This is a genomic window from Bacteroides graminisolvens, from assembly GCF_963666085.1.
Classification (GTDB): domain Bacteria; phylum Bacteroidota; class Bacteroidia; order Bacteroidales; family Bacteroidaceae; genus Bacteroides; species Bacteroides graminisolvens.
In genome coordinates this window covers 1719938-1737070 of the sequence record NZ_OY762556.1, presented here as the reverse complement: position 1 = coordinate 1737070, position 17133 = coordinate 1719938, and the positions used below count along the sequence as shown (strand labels likewise).

Here is a 17133-nt window from a genome sequence, read left to right as displayed (position 1 = left end):
TTATACATTTTATAATCTTAAATCCTTATTCTATGAAAAGCTACTCTTTTTTCACCACAAAATAAACTTTTCCCTCACTACATCGTCGTGAAATAACACCAATGCGGGTAAGCAAACGGCCAAAGTGCACAATCTTACCGGTGCTGAGGCGCAAAGCGCTCTTGCGGCGAATGTGTTCCAATATGCCCACGGCAAGCAACCACTCGCCTTCTTCGTTCTTTTTGGCGGGGCGGAAATATTGATGAAACAATTCTTCCAGAGGTGATACTTCCTGAAAATCTTGGTTGTGTGTGGTAACAAGTTGCTCTTCTTCGCGGTCAAACCAATAACGTTCACCACTATAAATGGCGGCAAGGGCCTGTGAATAGAGCTGTTCGTAGTGTATGGGGCGGCTCAAATCAATCACATCCGTCACTTCGATGCAGATGAAACGACGGCTACCCGATGTGTCGGTCAGCAGGTCTTTGTGGTTGCTGGTACCAATAAAAGAGGCGTAGCGACGAAGTTCCTGCACGCTGCGACCGTGGGGGCGACGGGTTTTCACCACCGGCGCCTGAAGTATGTGCTTCAAAAAGGCTTGTTGGTTGGTGGTAATCTGATCGAATTCGTCAATATTAATCAAGGCAAAACGATTCAAAAACAGTTCGGCATCTCGCTTACGCCCGAAATCAATGCTGTCTGTGTAATATTGTCTCAATTCGGGAGGCATGATGGACAAGCAAAAAGTCGACTTCTTGGACCCTTGCGGACCAACCAACAAGGGCGATGTGCTGTTTGCGTGAGTATTGCTATACCCTCTCCAATGGGCTACCATGCTGAGAAACCAACGGTAAAACAAGTCGCGCCAGAAAGGGTTGTTGCAGGGAACAGCATCGGCAAGCTCGCGAATGCGGTCGCGCCCGTCCCACCGGGGCAGGTCGCAAAGGTATTCTTCTATGGGCTTGAACACAGGCACGGCATCCGAGTACACGTAGCGTTTTACATCCCTGTCCCACACTTTGAGTCCTTCTTTCATCGCATTAAAAGCAATGCTATTGAGCACACGCTCCGTTATAGGCTTGAAACTGAAACAAAAAGTGTTTCGTTCGCGATACTCCACTTCGCCCATCTGGTTGTTGTAACGCAATTCGTACCGTCTTTTCATAAACTCTTCCGTGGCTATGGCCAGCGCCATCTCGGGATTGATGCAGGGCTTGCCGCCAAAAGGGGTACGGGCAATTTCATACGTATTGTGCAGCGTGGTGCGTATCAGCAATTCTTTTTCTTCCTCTCTGTAATGGTAGTAAGTCCACCGCACAGCATCGTCTTCGGGTATGCCCGAGTTATAACAGTTGGTGCCCAGGCGAACCAGCAAAGCTTTGAACTCCTCCTCTCCTTCCCCACTGCTCTGTCCTTTCAGCGCATCACTCAGTGCGTTGTCAAACAACAGCGAAAGGGTGTGATAACTGCTGTAGCCCGGCAGCATGCGCTTCATCGGCTCCGGTTCCGAGGTCACGGCTTCTTTGTAACTCAATTCGGCAGGCATTTCCAGCGGTTGCTGTAACACCAACGGCTGAGCCTGAGGCGAGTAGAACGGTTCGGCATCGAACGTGAAGCGGCAGGCTCTGTCAATGACCGGCTCTTTCATTTCGATGGGGAAGCTCAGCATAGGCTGATAGATGCGGTATGCCTGTCGGTAAGCGTGGGCGTGAAACAGTTCCATGTCACGCCGGGTATCGGGCAAACTGCCGTCGGGCCGTTGAAAACGCACCCATATCTTCACACTTCGTCCGCTCGACCCGGTAAAGGCCAGCAATGTCTGAGGCAAATCGGCTACGGTTTGTTTCACCATGCGTGCTTCGTGCTCGCCCGCCAGGTCATTAACTTCGAGCTGCACCACTCCGTTGTAACCGGTTTGTTGAATAACGCCCTTGACTTTTCGATAAGTGGCGGCAGGAATTATTTGTGGAATCTTTTGCACGCAAAACGCTTGTTCACCTTTTCGGGCGTACTTCAGTTCGTATCGCATGTCATTTATCAAGTCCTTGGATTTCTTTTCACAGAGAAGCTGAACGAGTTCGTCCAGCATCAGTACACGACAAGTCTTAGTTTTGCCGTTGTCTTTTATATGTGTTATCTTCAAACGGTATATTTTTAAGGTCAATCAACGTGATTTTTCCGGCTATAAAGATACACATTTCTCTTCACAAAAACCAAACAAATATTTTAATATTCTCTAGTTTGGCCGATTTTTATTCCTTAGTTTGGCTGACTTCCATTACCGAATTTGGTTAAGAAGCTCTACGCTAAGCAAATTGGCTAGGCAAACTAAGCCATTTCCTTTTTATATACAGTTCGTCCCCGCTACCTGTGACGAATGTCCCCGCATACGGGGCTATGAGTCACCGCATGCGGGGACGAATGGAACGGGTATGCATGACGAACTAGTTGTCGGCAGAAAAGAGCTTAGTATCCGGTAAGTTTAGAACAACTTTATTCAAAAACGAATCAACGCAAAAATACATAGAAGTAACCAAGTATGTGCCTTAAACGAAGAACTATGAGGCCATAACAAGGACTTTTTTCATCAAAAACACTCGAAATAGCCGAAACATCGTCGCTTTTTTAGTTAAATTGGAGTTAATAAATCTATAGACTTAGTTAAAAGTGATAGATAGTGAGGGTAAAACTGTTAATTTAGTGGTAGACATTTTTTACTATCACTCTTCTATATAGCCTACTGGCAAAGGGTTTTAAGTAGGTTAGTGAGGGTAAGTGAGGGTAAACCACACTTTTTTTTCTCTGGGAGGAAGGTAGTATAAACTAGCAAGCAGGAAATGTCTCGTTTTTACAATGGCACAAACAATCAATGTTTTATATTTGTGGTATGGAATTCTTTCAGTTGATAAAGCCTTCAATGCTGCTGGCTCCTTACATCAGGTATTACTGGGTATTACGAATAGATGCCGTAGGCAATCAACTCGTAACGGAACGGGTATTGCCGGTGGGGTGCGTCAGCCTGACTTTCCACAGGGGGTATCGCCTTTTTTCGAAAGAGACCGACGGATTGCAGCCGACAACTTTTATCAGCGGACAAGGGTTTTCGTTTGATGATGTTCGGTCTACCGGTGATATTGAAATGATTACCGTTGTTTTTCAACCTGCCGCACCAAGGTTATTTTTCAACCTGCCACTTACGGAATTTCGGGAGAGAAACGTGTCGCCCGAAGAGGCCGGATTAAAGGATCTCTGTGAACTTCAGAAGAGGATAACCGATGCAGCCAACCTCTCTCTTTGCATCAGTCTGATTGAGGACTTTCTACTGAAACAGCTTCGGGTATTACCGGAGTATGGCATGAAGCGAATAATAGCTACCATTGATAAGGTAAATGCTGATCCGGAGGTTAACTCACTGGCTTTGTCGGACACGGCTTGCCTGAGCAAGAGGCAGTTTAACCGGGTATTTAGTGATTACATTGGCACCACTCCCAAAGAATTTATTCGCATCATACGCATGCAAAGGGCTTTGTTTCTGTTACAACAAAATCCGCAGGAAGATTTTGCCAGACTGGCTTGCAGCTGCGGGTTCTACGATCAGTCGCACTTAATCAGGGAATTCAAACTTTACTCGGGTTATACGCCGGCCGAATACTTGAGGCAGTGTGATCCGTATTCCGATTATTTTTCCACATTATAAACTTGTCTTGTTTTTCCTATCTCAGGAAGTTACGCTGTCTTACTTTTGTCGTGTCTTTGCAAAGGCAATCGTTTTTATTCATTTAAAAGTTACGACGTATGAAAAAGTTTATTGCATTTTTTGAGATTCCGGCGGCCGACTTCAAGCGGGCTGTCGGCTTTTACGAAACGGTATTTAACACGCAGCTTCCCATTATGGAGTGCGAACACGAAAAGATGGCTTTCTTCAAAGAGGGCAACGAATGCGTGGGGGCGGTTTCCTGGTCGGAAACATTTCCTCCGTCTGAAAAGGGCGTGCTCATCAGTTTCAACTGTGAAGATATAGAACAAACTCATTGCAAAGTGTTGGAATGGGGCGGACGAATTGTCATTCCCAAGACTAAAATTGAGGCTGAAGGAAAAGGGTTCTTCTCGGTGGTTATCGACAGCGAAGGAAACAGCATCGGACTGTACGCCGACAGGTAATTAATTGTTCCCGGCGGCTTTCAGTGACGAGCCGCCGGGTAATGTAAATAAATCATAAAAGAAGAGGGTGGAGTGTGATTTATCAGAAGTTAAATACGACAAACGGAACAAAGAGAAACAGAAAGCCGTTAACCAAGGCAAAAAATAATTAATATTACCCGTTAAAGGGTTACAAGTTATACTTTATTATGCTACATTTGCACGCAAAAACTAGTATATATGAAAAAGTTTTCTTTAAATTATTAAATCATGAATAGGATAGCATGTTAACTTTATGAGGTATTTTGAGAACACAAAAACAAAAACATACGTTATTAATATTAGTCCAGAATTATACAATACACTTAAGAAAGTATGAAAACGAAAATTAACCGTTCCCTTACTAGCAGAGCATGGCAACTAGCCGTTTTTGCTCTTAGTATCTCACTCGCTTCCTGCGGAAACAAACAGCAGGGTGGCATGGAAGGGCAGCTGGAGTATGCAGTGCGCACACTGCAAACCACCAATACTGAACTGCAAAGTTCGTATCCGGCTGCCATCGAAGGTAAACAGGACATCGAAATCAGACCGCAAGTTGGCGGTTTCATTACGAAACTTGGCGTTGACGAAGGTGATGTGGTCCGCAAAGGACAAACTCTCTTTGTGATTGATCCCGTACAATACAAAGCGGCTGTTCAGCAGGCCGAGGCTTCTGTGAAGGTAGCACAGGCGGCTGTGGCTACAGCAGTACTCACCGCTAAGAATAAGAAAGATTTGTTTGATCAGAAAATCATAGGAAGCTATGAACTGCAAATGGCAGAGAATAATCGAATCACGGCAGAAGCGAACTTGAGTCAGGCGAAAGCTCAACTCATCACAGCACGTCAAAACTTATCATACACCAACGTAACCAGTCCGTCGAACGGGGTGGTGGGTACTATCCCTTATCGTGTAGGTAGTTTGGTTAGTTCAAGCATTACGACTCCGCTCACAACGGTATCTAACATCGATGAGATGTTTGTGTACTTCTCCATGACGGAAAAACAATTGCTGGAGATGTCTCGCCAAAACGGAACGACTGCCAATGTACTAAAGAGTTTCCCGGCGGTACAACTCAAATTGGCCGACGGATCGGTGTACACTGAAACCGGTAAAATTGAAACAGTTAGTGGTGTGATCGATCAGTCAACCGGATCGGTACGCTTACGTGCTACGTTCAAAAACCCTAATCACTTGCTGAAAAGCGGTGGATCGGGTTCTGTGGTTATTCCTTATAAATCAGACAATGTGATCTTAATTCCGCAGGCGGCAACCGTTGAGGTGCAAGATAAGAAGTATGTTTATGTAGTAGGAGCCGATAACAAGGTAACCAGCACGATGATTGAGGTAGCTCAGCTCGATAACGGAGCCGACTACTTGGTGACTGCCGGACTGAAAGCCGGTGATCGCATTGTGGTGGAAGGTATTGCTTCGTTGCAAGACGGTATGCAGATTAAACCGATTACAGAAGCTGAATCGGCGGCCAAACAGGAACAGGCAGTTCACATGAGTGCCGGACTGGCCGGAAAGAAGTAATAAGCGTTACTGCTAGTAAACGAATTAATTAGTTAAGACAGAATCATGAAATTAGATAAATTTATTAACCGCCCGGTGCTTTCCACGGTTATCTCTATCCTGATAGTGATACTGGGTGTCTTGGGATTGTTTTCCCTGCCCGTAACACAATATCCGGATATTGCACCGCCTACCATTCAGGTAAGTACCAGTTACCCGGGCGCCGATGCACAGACTGTGCTCAATAGTGTGATTGCTCCGCTGGAAGAGGCCATAAACGGTGTGGAAAACATGACGTACATGACTTCCAGTGCAACAAATAGTGGTAGTGCTACCATTACCATTTACTTTAAGCAGGGTTCGGACCCCGACATGGCTGCCGTCAATGTGCAGAACCGTGTATCGTCGGCTACCAACTTGTTACCGGCCGAGGTTGTGCAGGTGGGTGTAACGACCGAAAAACGCCAGAGCAGTATGTTGGTGATCTTCTCTGTTCACGGCACAGACGGCCGCTACAGTGAGGAGTTCCTGCAAAACTACACGAACATCAACATCTTACCCCAGATTAAACGTATCTCGGGTGTGGGTAGTGCGCAGGCTTTCGGTGCCAAGACGTATTCGATGCGTATTTGGTTGAAGCCGGATGTGATGAAGCAGTATAAGCTGGTTCCGGGCGACGTAACAGCCGCATTGGCCGAACAGAACATTGAGGCGGCTCCGGGACAGTTTGGTGAAAACGGCAAACAGTCGTTTCAATATGTAATGCGTTACAAAGGTCGCTTGCAGGAAACAAGCGAATTTGAGAATATTGTTATCCGGGCTACCGAAAACGGTGAGGTGTTACGTCTGAAAGATGTGGCGCGTGTGGAGCTGGGTGGTCTTAGCTACTCGGTAGAAACATTCTCGCAAGGTACGCCGGGTGTGGTTTGTGCCGTGTATCAAACAGCAGGATCAAACGCTACTCAGATTGTAAAAGATGTACAGCAAACGCTTGAGGAGGCTTCGAAGAGTTTCCCTCCGGGTGTAACGTATGATGAGATGATGAACAGTAACGACTTCTTGTACGCTTCTATTCACGAGGTAATCAAGACGTTGATCGAGGCATTTATCTTGGTGTTCATCGTGGTATATATTTTCTTGCAGGACTTCAGATCTACGCTGGTTCCGGCTATTGCCGTTCCGGTATCATTGGTGGGTACGTTCTTCTTCCTTTCGATATTCGGTTTCAGTATCAACTTGCTGACGCTCTTCGCTCTGGTGCTGGCCATAGCCATTGTGGTGGATGATGCCATCGTAGTGGTGGAAGCCGTGCATGCCAAGCTCGACGAGGGGTATAAGTCGGCCCGACTGGCGTCTATCGATGCCATGAGTGAAATTGGCGGTGCTATTGTTTCTATTACGCTGGTTATGGCGGCCGTGTTTATTCCGGTTACGTTCATGGGTGGTACTTCGGGTGTGTTCTACACGCAGTTTGGTGTGACGTTGGCTATCGCCATCGTGATTTCGGCTGTCAACGCCTTGACGTTGAGTCCGGCTCTTTGTGCCATCTTACTGAAACCGCACCAGGAAGGTCACGGCGAGAAGAAACTTAGCCGCATAGATCGTTTCCACAAAGCATTCAACGCGGCATACGATGTAACGTTGAATAAATATAAAAACGGGGTTCAGTTCTTTATCAAACGCAAATGGCTTTCACTGGGTACATTCGTGGTAGCTACATTGCTGCTGGGATTCCTGATGATGAAAACGCGTACCGGACTGGTTCCTAACGAGGATACAGGTACGTTCTTTATCACTGTCAGTTTGCCTCCCGGAACTTCGCTGGAGAAAACTCAGGTGGTCATGAATCAGGTTGATAAGATGCTGGAAATGAATCCGCTAGTGAAGTTCCGCTCTCAGATATCGGGTTACAGCTTCTTGGCCGGACAAGGTAGTTCATACGGTACCATCATTTGTCGTCTCAAACCGTGGGAAGAGCGTGAAGAGAAAGGACAGGATGTAAACTCGGTCATCGGACTGATGTATGCACAGGTGAGCACCATCAAAGATGCTCAGATTCTGATCTTTGCTCCGCCTATGATTCCGGGATTCAGTATGACGAACGGATTCGAGTTCAACTTACAGGATAAAACCGGTGGTGATATCAATAAGTTCTTCGGCATTGCGCAGGGATTCCTGGCCAAGCTGACCGAAAGGCCTGAAATTGCTGCTGCTCAAAGTACGTTTGACCCTCGCTTCCCTCAATACATGATTGATGTGGATGTGGCTAAGTGTAAACGGGCGGGTATCAGTCCGGCCGATGTGCTGACTACTTTGCAGGGATATTACGGTGGATTGTATGCATCGAACTTCAACCGTTTCGGTAAGTTGTATCGTGTCATGATTCAGGCGGATGCCAACTATCGTATAAGTCCCGAGTCACTGAACAATATTTATTTGCGCAACGGTAGTGAAATGGCTCCCGTCAGCGAGTACATCACCATGAAGAAAATATACGGTCCGCAAAACATCAGCCGTTTCAACATGTTTACCTCGATGGGTGTGAATGGTGCTCCGGCTCCCGGATACAGTTCGGGTGACGCCATCAAGGCGATTCAAGAGGTGGCTGCCGAAACGTTGCCTGCCGGATATGGTTATGAGTTTGCCGGATTGACTCGTTCGGAACAGAGTTCAAGCAACTCTACGGCTGTGATCTTCTTATTGTGTATCATGTTCGTATACTTCATCTTGAGTGCGCAGTACGAAAGTTACATTCTGCCGCTGACGGTGATCTTGTCACTGCCCTTCGGTTTGGCCGGTACGTTTATCTTTGCCAACATGATGGGTGTGGAGAACAATATCTATTTGCAGATTGCGTTGATCATGCTGATCGGGTTGCTTGCCAAGAATGCCATTCTAATTACCGAGTTCGCTCTGGAACGAAGGAAAACGGGTATGGCCATCACCTGGAGTGCTATTCTGGCGGCGGCTGCTCGTTTGCGACCCATCTTGATGACTTCGTTCGCCATGATTATCGGTTTGCTGCCGCTGATGTTTGCATCGGGGGTTGGTGCTAACGGTAACAGCTCGCTCGGTACAGGTGCTGTAGGCGGTATGTTAATTGGTATGATTTGCCAGATTTTCATCGTTCCCGCACTCTTTGTCATCTTCCAGTCTATTCAGGAGAAGATTAAGCCGTTGCATTGGGAAGGTGCCAACCAACAGGTGATCAAGGCAGAGCTTGAGCAGTATACTAATCTACATAAGGATAAAAAGAAATGAAAAAACAGATATTATTAATGGTGTGTGCAACTGCTCTGCTGAGCAGCTGCCGCATCTACTCATCGTATGATCGTCCGGATGTTACCACAAGCGGGTTGTACCGCGATACAGTGTCGGTGAATGACACGCTGGCGGTGACCGACACGACCAACATGGGCAACCTGCCGTGGACGGAGGTATTCACCGACCCGAAGCTGCAAGCGCTCATTCAGAAGGGTTTGGAGAATAACACCGATCTGTTGTCGGCTTCACTGAAGGTGAAACAGGCAGAAGCGATGTTAACTTCGGCACGGTTGTCATTCCTGCCTTCGTTCGCACTCACTCCGCAGGGTACGGTAAGTAGCTTTGATCATGCCAAAGCAACACAGACGTACCAACTGCCTGTAAGTGCCAGCTGGGAGGTTGACTTATTCGGCAAATTGCTGAACGCTGAAAGAAGTAAGAAGGCATTGTTGTTGCAAAGTAAGGCTTATCAACAAGCGGTAAAAACGCGTGTTATTGCCAGCATTGCCAATACGTATTATACGTTGCTGATGCTCGACAAGCAATTGGAGATCAGCTTGGAAACGGCGGAAGCGTGGAAGCAGAGCGTGGAAACAACCCGTAAGCTGATGACGATTGGTAGTGCCAACGAATCGGCCGTGTCTTCCACTGAAGCAAACTATCTGAGTGTGCAGGCTTCGCTGGCGGAACTGCGCCGACAGATTCGTGAAACGGAAAATTCATTGTCGCTCTTACTGGGTCAGGTTCCGCAAACGGTTGACCGCGGCCGTATTGACGAGCAGGAGTTACCCGCTCATCTGGCAACAGGTGTACCGGTGCAGCTATTGGCTAACCGTCCGGATGTGAAGCAGAGCGAGATGTCTCTGGCTTCGGCCTACTACGTAACCAACCAGGCTTATTCAGCCTTCTACCCCAGCCTCACCATTACAGGTGCGTTGGGTTGGACTAACAGTGCAGGGGCGGCTATTCTAAACCCGGGAAAGATGATTGCCTCTGCCGTAGGTTCGCTTACGCAACCGCTGTTCAACAAGGGTCAGCTCATAGCTAACCTGAAAGTGGCAAAGGCTCAGCAGGAAGAGGCGTTACTGGCATTCCAGTATTCGTTGCTCAACGCGGGTAGTGAGGTAAGCAATGCGCTGGTACTCTACAACTCGTCGACCGAGAAAAGCCGATTGGAAGCTGATCAGGTTCGCTCGTTGGAAAGAGTGGTAAGCTATACGCAACAGTTGTTCAACTTAGGTTCGGCCAGCTACCTGGAGGTGCTTACCGCACAGAAGTCGTTACTGGGTGCTCAGCTGTCAAAGGTATCGGATGATTTCTACCGCATGCAGGCGGTAGTGAACCTTTACTATGCACTGGGAGGAGGAAGATAATGTTGAACCGTTTAAACAAGGATAGATTATGATTAGTCCGCAAGCATTCGTTGACCCGAGCGCAAAGATCGGGAAGAACGTAGAGATATATCCGTTTGCCTACATTGAAAAAGATGTGGAGATAGGCGATAATTGTGTGATCATGCCATTCGTGAGCGTGCTCAAAGGTACGAAGATGGGATCGGGCAACCGTGTGTTTCAAAACACGGTGCTGGGCGCTTTGCCGCAAGATTTTAACTTCACCGGTGATGAGTCGGAGCTGATTATAGGCAACGACAACACCATCCGCGAAAATGTGGTCATTAACCGTGCCACGTTCAAGGGTGATGCCACGGTACTGGGTAACAAGAACACGCTGTTCGAAGGGGTGCACATTTCGCACGACAGCAAGATTGCCGATCATTGTGTGTTTGGTTACGGTGTGAAGGTATCGGGCAACAGTGTGATTGATTCCCATGCTATCATCGGCAGCTCGGCGGTGGTGCAGGGAGCACACGTGGCTCAGTGGAGTATGATCAGAGGCGGTTGCCGTTTCGACAAGGATATTCCTCCTTACATCATCGTATCGGGTAACCCCACGCATTATTATGACATCAACAGCATTGTGCTGACCAAAAACAATTTCCCTGAGAAAATTCAAAAGCACATAGCCACGGCTTATCGCTTGATTTATCACGGAAATACAAGTACTTTCGATGCATTGATGCGTATTCATGATCAGGTTCCCATGAGCCCGGAGATAGAAAACATCATCAACTTCGTGCGTGAATCGGAAGAAAATAACAACGGTATCTTGATTTAAAGAAGAACCGGACTTCAAGGCGGTGCCGACTGATGCTTCTACTGAGGCAGCTGTTGGCACTGCTTTTTTTATGTGGGCTCTGTGTAAGTGGAATATTTATTGTATTTTTGCGCTCTGAATTTGGAAAAGGATTAAAATGGGATTGGAAAAAGGTATCTTCAAGAGAACGGAATTGTTATTGGGCGACGAGGTAATGAATCGCATCGCCAACGTGAAAGTGATTATTTTCGGTGTGGGTGGGGTTGGAAGCTGGTGTGCGGAAAGCCTTGTCAGATCGGGAGTAAGCAAACTGACACTGGTGGATTCCGACCGGATATGTGTTACCAACGTAAACCGTCAGCTCATGGCTACCACCAAAACAGTGGGGCAGGTCAAAGTGGAGGCGTTAAAAGAACGGTTACTCGACATAAACCCTCGAGCGGAGATTCGTGCTTTGCAGCAGATTTACAGCGAAGAAACGGCAGACTCGTTTGAACTGGATACGTATGATTACATTGTAGATGCCATTGACAGTCTGGAAAACAAAGTTCATCTCATTCGTACGGCGACTCGTACACCGGCGCGGTTTGTCTCTTCGATGGGGGCTGCATTGAAAATGGATCCGACCAAGATAAATGTAGCTGAATTCTGGAAAGTGAAAGGTTGTCCGCTAGCGGCTGCGTTGCGCAGGCGACTGAAAAAGGGGGAAAAGCCAGCCAAAAAGTTCTTGTGCGTGTACAGCGAGGAATTGCTCGAAAACAAAGGAGGCAACAGTGCCTGCGGAACAGCAGCCTGCCTCTGTCCGAAGACAAAAAACGGTCCCGGTGATCCGGAGCTGGTCAATCACGAATGGTGCAGCAAAAAGGCACGCATCAACGGAACGGTGGCTCACACCACCGCCATTTTTGGTTTTACACTGGCCGGCCTCATCATGGAGGATATTTATGCTTCCTTCTGCTGATCCATTTTAGTCAGCATATTCTCGAGAGTGGTCTTAAATTCCTGATACTCTTCCAGCGTAAGCGATACACAAGAACCGAGTTTAGCCGGTATCGGTCTGGCTTTCTCTCGGAGTTCGCTGCCTGTCTGGGTGAGTTTCACACGAACGGAACGCTCATCTTCTTTAGAGCGTTTGCGTTTGACCAGTTTTAATCCTTCCAGTCTTTTAATAAGAGGAGAAATGGTGCCGGTATCCAGCTTTAGCCGTTCGCAAACAGCAGAGATACTAAGGTTGTCTTCCTCCCACAAAACCAGCATAACCAGGTATTGCGGATAAGTAAGTCCCAGTTCAGCCAGCAAAGGGCGATACCGGGCATTTATTTCTCTGTCCAATCGGTAAACCAAAAAGCAGAGTTGATTGGATAGGAGTAGTTCTTCGTATGCCATAAGTCTTTTTATTTAGCAACAGATGAAGCCAGAAATCGTTCAATATCTGCCTCTAATGAGGCTGGATCTGTTGTCGGTGAAAAGCGGAGAACTCGTTTACCACTGCGGTCAACTAGGAATTTCGTAAAATTCCACTTCACAGCCGAAAAGATAAAACCGGGTGCTTTCTTCTTCAGAAAACGAAAAACAGGATTGGCATCCTTACCGTTCACATCACTCTTTGCCATCAGAGGAAAAGTGACTCCGTAATTCAATTCACAAAATGAAGCTATCTCGCTGTCATTCCCTGCCTCTTGTTTGGCAAACTGATTGCAGGGAAAGCCAATTACCACCAGTCCTTTGTCTTTATACTTTTGATGCAACGCCTCCAACGCTTTGTATTGGGGAGTGAAACCACACTTGCTGGCTGTGTTGACAATCAGCATCACCTGATTCTTGTATTGAGAGAAATCGACTTCTCCACCTTTGTTATCGGTTGCTTTTAAATCGAAAATTGTTGCTTCCATATAAGTTGTTTTATAATTAATGGTGCAAAATTATATTGTACGCAATACAAAAACAATTTTTTATGGTTAATAAATCTAATCTGAAAGAAAGCGGGTAATAAAAAAAAATCGGGTACATTTGCCACACAAAGTAAAACGTATTACAGTTTGACATAGATACCAAATCATTATGAGTAAGAAATTCAATCCGGAGACCTTGTGTGTTCAGGCGGGATGGACGCCTAAAAAAGGTGAGCCGCGTGTGTTGCCCATCTATCAGAGTACGACATTCAAATATGACACCAGCGAGCAAATGGCCCGACTTTTCGACTTGGAGGAGAGCGGCTATTTTTATACTCGCTTACAGAACCCTACAAACGATGCTGTTGCTGCTAAAATAGCAGCTCTGGAAGGTGGTGTGGCGGCCATGCTTACGTCGAGCGGACAAGCAGCCAACTTCTATGCTATCTTTAACATCTGTCAGGCGGGCGATCATTTTGTTTGTTCGTCATCCATTTACGGAGGCACGTTTAATTTGTTTGCCGTTACACTCAAGAAACTGGGTATTGAGGTTACGTTTGTGAGTCCCGATGCTCCCGATGAGGAGATTGAGAAAGCTTTTCAGGCTAACACGAAAGCGTTGTTCGGCGAAAGCATCTCTAACCCTTCTTTAGAGGTACTTGATATTGAAAAGTTTGCCCGCATTGCACACAAGCAAGGAGTGCCGCTCATTGTTGACAATACCTTCCCTACTCCCATCAACTGTCGTCCGTTTGAATGGGGAGCAGATATCGTGGTGCATTCAACCACCAAATACATGGACGGACATGCCACCTCGGTGGGCGGCTGCATAGTAGATAGTGGTAACTTTGACTGGGATGCGCATGCCGATAAATTCCCCGGCCTTTGTACTCCGGACGAATCTTATCACGGATTAACTTATTCAAAAGCTTTCGGTAAGATGGCTTACATAACCAAAGCTACCGCACAATTAATGCGTGATTTGGGAAGTACTCAGAGTCCGCAAAATGCGTTTCTACTGAACATCGGATTGGAAACGTTGCATCTTCGTATGCCTCAACATTGTAAAAATGCACTGGCCGTTGCTACCTATCTGCATAACAATGATAAGGTAGCCTGGGTTAATTATTGCGGCCTGCCCGATAACAAGTATTACGAACTAGCACAAAAATACATGCCCAATGGTTCATGCGGGGTGATTTCTTTCGGCTTAAAAGGTGGTCGGGAAGTATCTATCCGTTTTATGGATGCTCTACAGCTGGTAGCCATCGTCACACATGTGGCCGACGCACGAACCTGCGTGCTGCATCCGGCCAGTCACACGCACCGCCAACTCACTGATGAACAGTTATTGGAAGCCGGAGTACGACCTGACCTCATCCGCTTGTCGGTAGGTATAGAGAATGCCGGTGATATCATAGCAGATATTGAACAAGCATTAGAACAGATTTAAATTCTTCGAAAGGATAGATACATAGTATATAAGGCAGGGCTAAATAATTTAATAAAATTTAGCCCTGTTTACATTTAAATTAAAGCGAAATAAGGCGAAATAAAAACAATTCATCGCATTATTTGCTAAATTTGCGGGTAGATACTAATTTAAGCAATTATATTGGAATATGGCAAAAATTACAAAAGAAGCAGCCTTGCTTTACCACGCTCAAGGCAAACCCGGAAAGATTGAGGTTGTACCTACCAAACCTTACAGTACACAAACAGACTTATCACTGGCTTACTCTCCGGGTGTGGCTGAACCTTGTCTGGAAATAGAAAAGAATCCTCAGGATGCGTACAAATATACAGCTAAAGGAAATCTGGTCGCGGTTATCTCTAATGGTACAGCCGTACTGGGTTTGGGCGATATTGGTGCACTGAGCGGTAAGCCTGTAATGGAAGGAAAAGGATTGCTTTTTAAAATTTATGCTGGTATTGATGTATTCGACATTGAAATAGAAGAAAAAGATCCCGATAAATTCATTGAGGCTGTTAAAGCCATCGCTCCCACCTTTGGTGGTATCAATCTGGAAGATATAAAAGCACCGGAATGTTTCGAAATTGAAAGAAGACTTAAAGAGGAGCTGGACATACCGGTCATGCACGATGACCAGCATGGCACGGCTATTATATCGAGTGCCGGACTGATCAACGCTCTGCAAGTAGCCAACAAAAAGATTGAGGATGTGAAGATCGTAGTGAATGGTGCGGGTGCTTCGGCTGTTTCCTGCACCAAACTTTATGTTTCACTCGGAGCTCGTCTGGAAAATATCGTCATGGTGGATAGCAAAGGTGTAATAAGCAAGAATCGCACCGATCTGAATGAGCAAAAACGGTATTTTGCTACAGACAGAACAGATATACACACGCTGGAAGAGGCTATAAAAGGTGCCGATGTGTTTTTGGGCCTTTCAAGAGGCAATGTGTTGTCTCAGGATATGGTAAGAAGCATGGCTGCATCTCCCATTGTGTTTGCACTGGCCAATCCGGTTCCCGAAATATCTTACGAAGATGCCATGGCATCACGTCCCGACGTGCTGATGTCAACCGGCCGTTCCGACTATCCTAATCAGATTAACAATGTAATTGGATTCCCTTATATTTTCCGTGGTGCTCTGGATACTCAAGCTTCCGCAATCAATGAGGAGATGAAAATTGCTGCCGTTCACGCCATTGCTAATCTGGCCAAACAGCCGGTACCCGATGTGGTAAATGCTGTTTATCATGTGAACAACCTGACCTTCGGTCCGGAGTACTTCATTCCCAAACCGGTTGATCCCCGACTGATAACGGAAGTGTCTATGGCTGTGGCTAAAGCTGCTATGCAATCGGGTGTAGCACGCAAACAGATTGAAGACTGGGATGCTTACAAACTGCGTTTACGCGAGTTGATGGGTTATGAATCAAAGCTAACCCGCCAGCTATACGAAACAGCACGCCAAAACCCACAAAGGGTGGTATTCGCAGAAGGTGGCCACCCGAACATGTTGAAAGCTGCCGTTGAAGCCAAGGCGGAAGGTATTTGTCATCCCGTTTTGTTAGGTAACGATGAAAAGATAGAGAAGCTGGCCAAAGAACTTGATTTGAACCTGGAAGGTATTGAAATTGTGAATTTACGACACGACCGTGAAACGGAACGCCGCGAACGGTACGCCCACATATTAGCCGAGAAGCGCGCTCGCGAAGGTGCTACTTACGATGAAGCTAACGATAAGATGTTTGAGCGAAACTATTTCGGTATGATGATGGTGGAAACGGGTGATGCCGATGCTATGATAACCGGCTTGTATACCAAGTATACCAACACGATAAAGGTGGCAAAAGAAGTAATCGGAATCAGGTCTGAATATAAACACTTCGGCACCATGCACATCCTAAACTCAAAAAAGGGAACGTACTTCTTGGCCGACACGCTGATTAACCGCCATCCCGACACGGAGACTCTCATTGATGTAGCCAAACTGGCGGAGCACACCGTGCGGTTCTTCAACCATACTCCGGTAATGGCTATGCTTTCTTATTCGAACTTTGGTTCCGACCAGGCGGGCAGTCCGGCTAAAGTACACGAAGCGGTTGCCTTTATGCATAGGAATTATCCTGAATTGGCTATAGATGGGGAGATGCAGGTTAACTTTGCCATGAACACGGAATTAAGAGACGCTAAATACCCGTTTACCCGTTTGAAAGGTAAGGATGTAAATACGCTGATATTCCCGAACCTGAGTTCTGCGAATTCCGGTTATAAACTCATTCAGGCAATGACGGACACCGAACTCATTGGCCCTATTCAGATGGGATTGAATAAACCGATTCATTTCACAGATATTGAAAGCTCGGTTCGTGATATAGTCAACATCACCGCAGTTGCAGTGATTGATGCTTTAGTTGATAAGAAAAAAGCCAGTATCAAATGAAACGTAAATTGTCGAAAACACAAATAGTATGCATTATCCTTTTATGGGTGGCATTGTGTTACCTTGTTTTGGTCAATGCAAAGCAAATTGATGGACCAACGATTGTTATGTTACTCATATCGGGTGGATTCGTCTTTATTCCGGTTTACAAGTCTCTAAAGAAAGGATAAATAGTATCTATTTTATAACTTAAAGGCGATTAAATGTACTAATTGACATTTAATCGCCTATTTTATTTA

General features: G+C 46.3%; 13 protein-coding genes. 10 read left to right on the top strand and 3 right to left on the bottom strand.

All coding sequences use genetic code 11. The features are described 5' to 3' along the window. Positions 1-40: 40 nt before the first annotated feature. On the bottom strand, positions 41-2122 hold the full coding sequence (locus tag ACKPCE_RS07155; protein WP_319504653.1) for a BT4734/BF3469 family protein: 2082 nt from the start codon (positions 2120-2122) through the stop codon (positions 41-43). Between the two features lie 744 nt (positions 2123-2866). Here ACKPCE_RS07155 and ACKPCE_RS07150 point away from each other — a divergent pair. The 7 genes from ACKPCE_RS07150 to ACKPCE_RS07120 all read left to right on the top strand — a co-directional run bounded on the left by ACKPCE_RS07150 (position 2867) and on the right by ACKPCE_RS07120 (position 12052). Then, positions 2867-3676: an AraC family transcriptional regulator gene (locus tag ACKPCE_RS07150; protein ID WP_319504652.1), complete on the top strand. Its 810-nt coding sequence runs from the start codon at positions 2867-2869 to the stop codon at positions 3674-3676. Positions 3677-3774: 98 nt separating this feature from the next. Beyond that, complete coding sequence (locus tag ACKPCE_RS07145; RefSeq protein ID WP_319504651.1) at positions 3775-4140, top strand: VOC family protein; 366 nt, start codon at positions 3775-3777, stop codon at positions 4138-4140. 354 nt (positions 4141-4494) lie between these two features. Next, positions 4495-5694, top strand: coding sequence for an efflux RND transporter periplasmic adaptor subunit (locus tag ACKPCE_RS07140; RefSeq protein ID WP_319504650.1), 1200 nt, complete (start codon positions 4495-4497; stop codon positions 5692-5694). Between the two features lie 45 nt (positions 5695-5739). Then, positions 5740-8934, top strand: coding sequence for an efflux RND transporter permease subunit (locus ACKPCE_RS07135; protein WP_308765639.1), 3195 nt, complete (start codon positions 5740-5742; stop codon positions 8932-8934). Next, on the top strand, positions 8931-10310 hold the full coding sequence (locus ACKPCE_RS07130; RefSeq protein WP_319504649.1) for an efflux transporter outer membrane subunit: 1380 nt from the start codon (positions 8931-8933) through the stop codon (positions 10308-10310). The genes ACKPCE_RS07135 and ACKPCE_RS07130 overlap by 4 nt, the downstream gene beginning before the upstream one ends. A 28-nt stretch (positions 10311-10338) precedes the next feature. Then, positions 10339-11112, top strand: a complete 774-nt coding sequence (gene lpxA / locus ACKPCE_RS07125) for an acyl-ACP--UDP-N-acetylglucosamine O-acyltransferase (protein WP_319504648.1) — start codon at positions 10339-10341, stop codon at positions 11110-11112. A gap of 136 nt (positions 11113-11248) precedes the next feature. Continuing rightward, a complete protein-coding gene (locus ACKPCE_RS07120) occupies positions 11249-12052 on the top strand; it encodes a tRNA threonylcarbamoyladenosine dehydratase (RefSeq protein ID WP_276994524.1) in 804 nt (267 codons plus the stop codon). Here ACKPCE_RS07120 and ACKPCE_RS07115 read toward each other — a convergent pair. Together ACKPCE_RS07115 and ACKPCE_RS07110 are read right to left on the bottom strand one after the other, a co-directional pair. Beyond that, complete coding sequence (locus ACKPCE_RS07115) at positions 12034-12477, bottom strand: MarR family winged helix-turn-helix transcriptional regulator (protein ID WP_276964059.1); 444 nt, start codon at positions 12475-12477, stop codon at positions 12034-12036. The genes ACKPCE_RS07120 and ACKPCE_RS07115 overlap by 19 nt on opposite strands. 8 nt (positions 12478-12485) lie before the next feature. Beyond that, on the bottom strand, positions 12486-12983 hold the full coding sequence (locus tag ACKPCE_RS07110) for a glutathione peroxidase (protein ID WP_319504647.1): 498 nt from the start codon (positions 12981-12983) through the stop codon (positions 12486-12488). A 169-nt stretch (positions 12984-13152) separates the two neighbouring features. On the opposite strand from ACKPCE_RS07110, the gene ACKPCE_RS07105 reads away from it, so the two are divergent. The 3 genes from ACKPCE_RS07105 (at position 13153) to ACKPCE_RS07095 (ending at position 17064) form a co-directional block, all read left to right on the top strand. Next, on the top strand, positions 13153-14436 hold the full coding sequence (locus ACKPCE_RS07105; protein ID WP_276964065.1) for an O-acetylhomoserine aminocarboxypropyltransferase/cysteine synthase family protein: 1284 nt from the start codon (positions 13153-13155) through the stop codon (positions 14434-14436). Positions 14437-14605: 169 nt separating this feature from the next. Next, a complete protein-coding gene (locus ACKPCE_RS07100; protein ID WP_319504646.1) occupies positions 14606-16894 on the top strand; it encodes an NADP-dependent malic enzyme in 2289 nt (762 codons plus the stop codon). Beyond that, positions 16891-17064 (top strand): hypothetical protein, encoded by a 174-nt coding sequence (locus ACKPCE_RS07095; RefSeq protein ID WP_148297737.1) that lies wholly within the window; start codon positions 16891-16893, stop codon positions 17062-17064. Before ACKPCE_RS07100 ends, ACKPCE_RS07095 begins: the two co-directional genes overlap by 4 nt. Positions 17065-17133: the final 69 nt, after the last annotated feature.

Bases quoted from the DNA above. Each gene is read 5' to 3' on its own strand.
- ACKPCE_RS07150 (WP_319504652.1), top strand. From the start codon at position 2,867: ATGGAATTCTTTCAGTTGATAAAGCCTTCAATGCTGCTGGCTCCTTAC.
- ACKPCE_RS07145 (WP_319504651.1), top strand. From the start codon at position 3,775: ATGAAAAAGTTTATTGCATTTTTTGAGATTCCGGCGGCCGACTTCAAG.
- ACKPCE_RS07140 (WP_319504650.1), top strand. From the start codon at position 4,495: ATGAAAACGAAAATTAACCGTTCCCTTACTAGCAGAGCATGGCAACTA.
- ACKPCE_RS07135 (WP_308765639.1), top strand. From the start codon at position 5,740: ATGAAATTAGATAAATTTATTAACCGCCCGGTGCTTTCCACGGTTATC.
- ACKPCE_RS07130 (WP_319504649.1), top strand. From the start codon at position 8,931: ATGAAAAAACAGATATTATTAATGGTGTGTGCAACTGCTCTGCTGAGC.
- lpxA (WP_319504648.1), top strand. From the start codon at position 10,339: ATGATTAGTCCGCAAGCATTCGTTGACCCGAGCGCAAAGATCGGGAAG.
- ACKPCE_RS07120 (WP_276994524.1), top strand. From the start codon at position 11,249: ATGGGATTGGAAAAAGGTATCTTCAAGAGAACGGAATTGTTATTGGGC.
- ACKPCE_RS07115 (WP_276964059.1), bottom strand. From the start codon at position 12,477: ATGGCATACGAAGAACTACTCCTATCCAATCAACTCTGCTTTTTGGTT.
- ACKPCE_RS07110 (WP_319504647.1), bottom strand. From the start codon at position 12,983: ATGGAAGCAACAATTTTCGATTTAAAAGCAACCGATAACAAAGGTGGA.
- ACKPCE_RS07105 (WP_276964065.1), top strand. From the start codon at position 13,153: ATGAGTAAGAAATTCAATCCGGAGACCTTGTGTGTTCAGGCGGGATGG.
- ACKPCE_RS07100 (WP_319504646.1), top strand. From the start codon at position 14,606: ATGGCAAAAATTACAAAAGAAGCAGCCTTGCTTTACCACGCTCAAGGC.
- ACKPCE_RS07095 (WP_148297737.1), top strand. From the start codon at position 16,891: ATGAAACGTAAATTGTCGAAAACACAAATAGTATGCATTATCCTTTTA.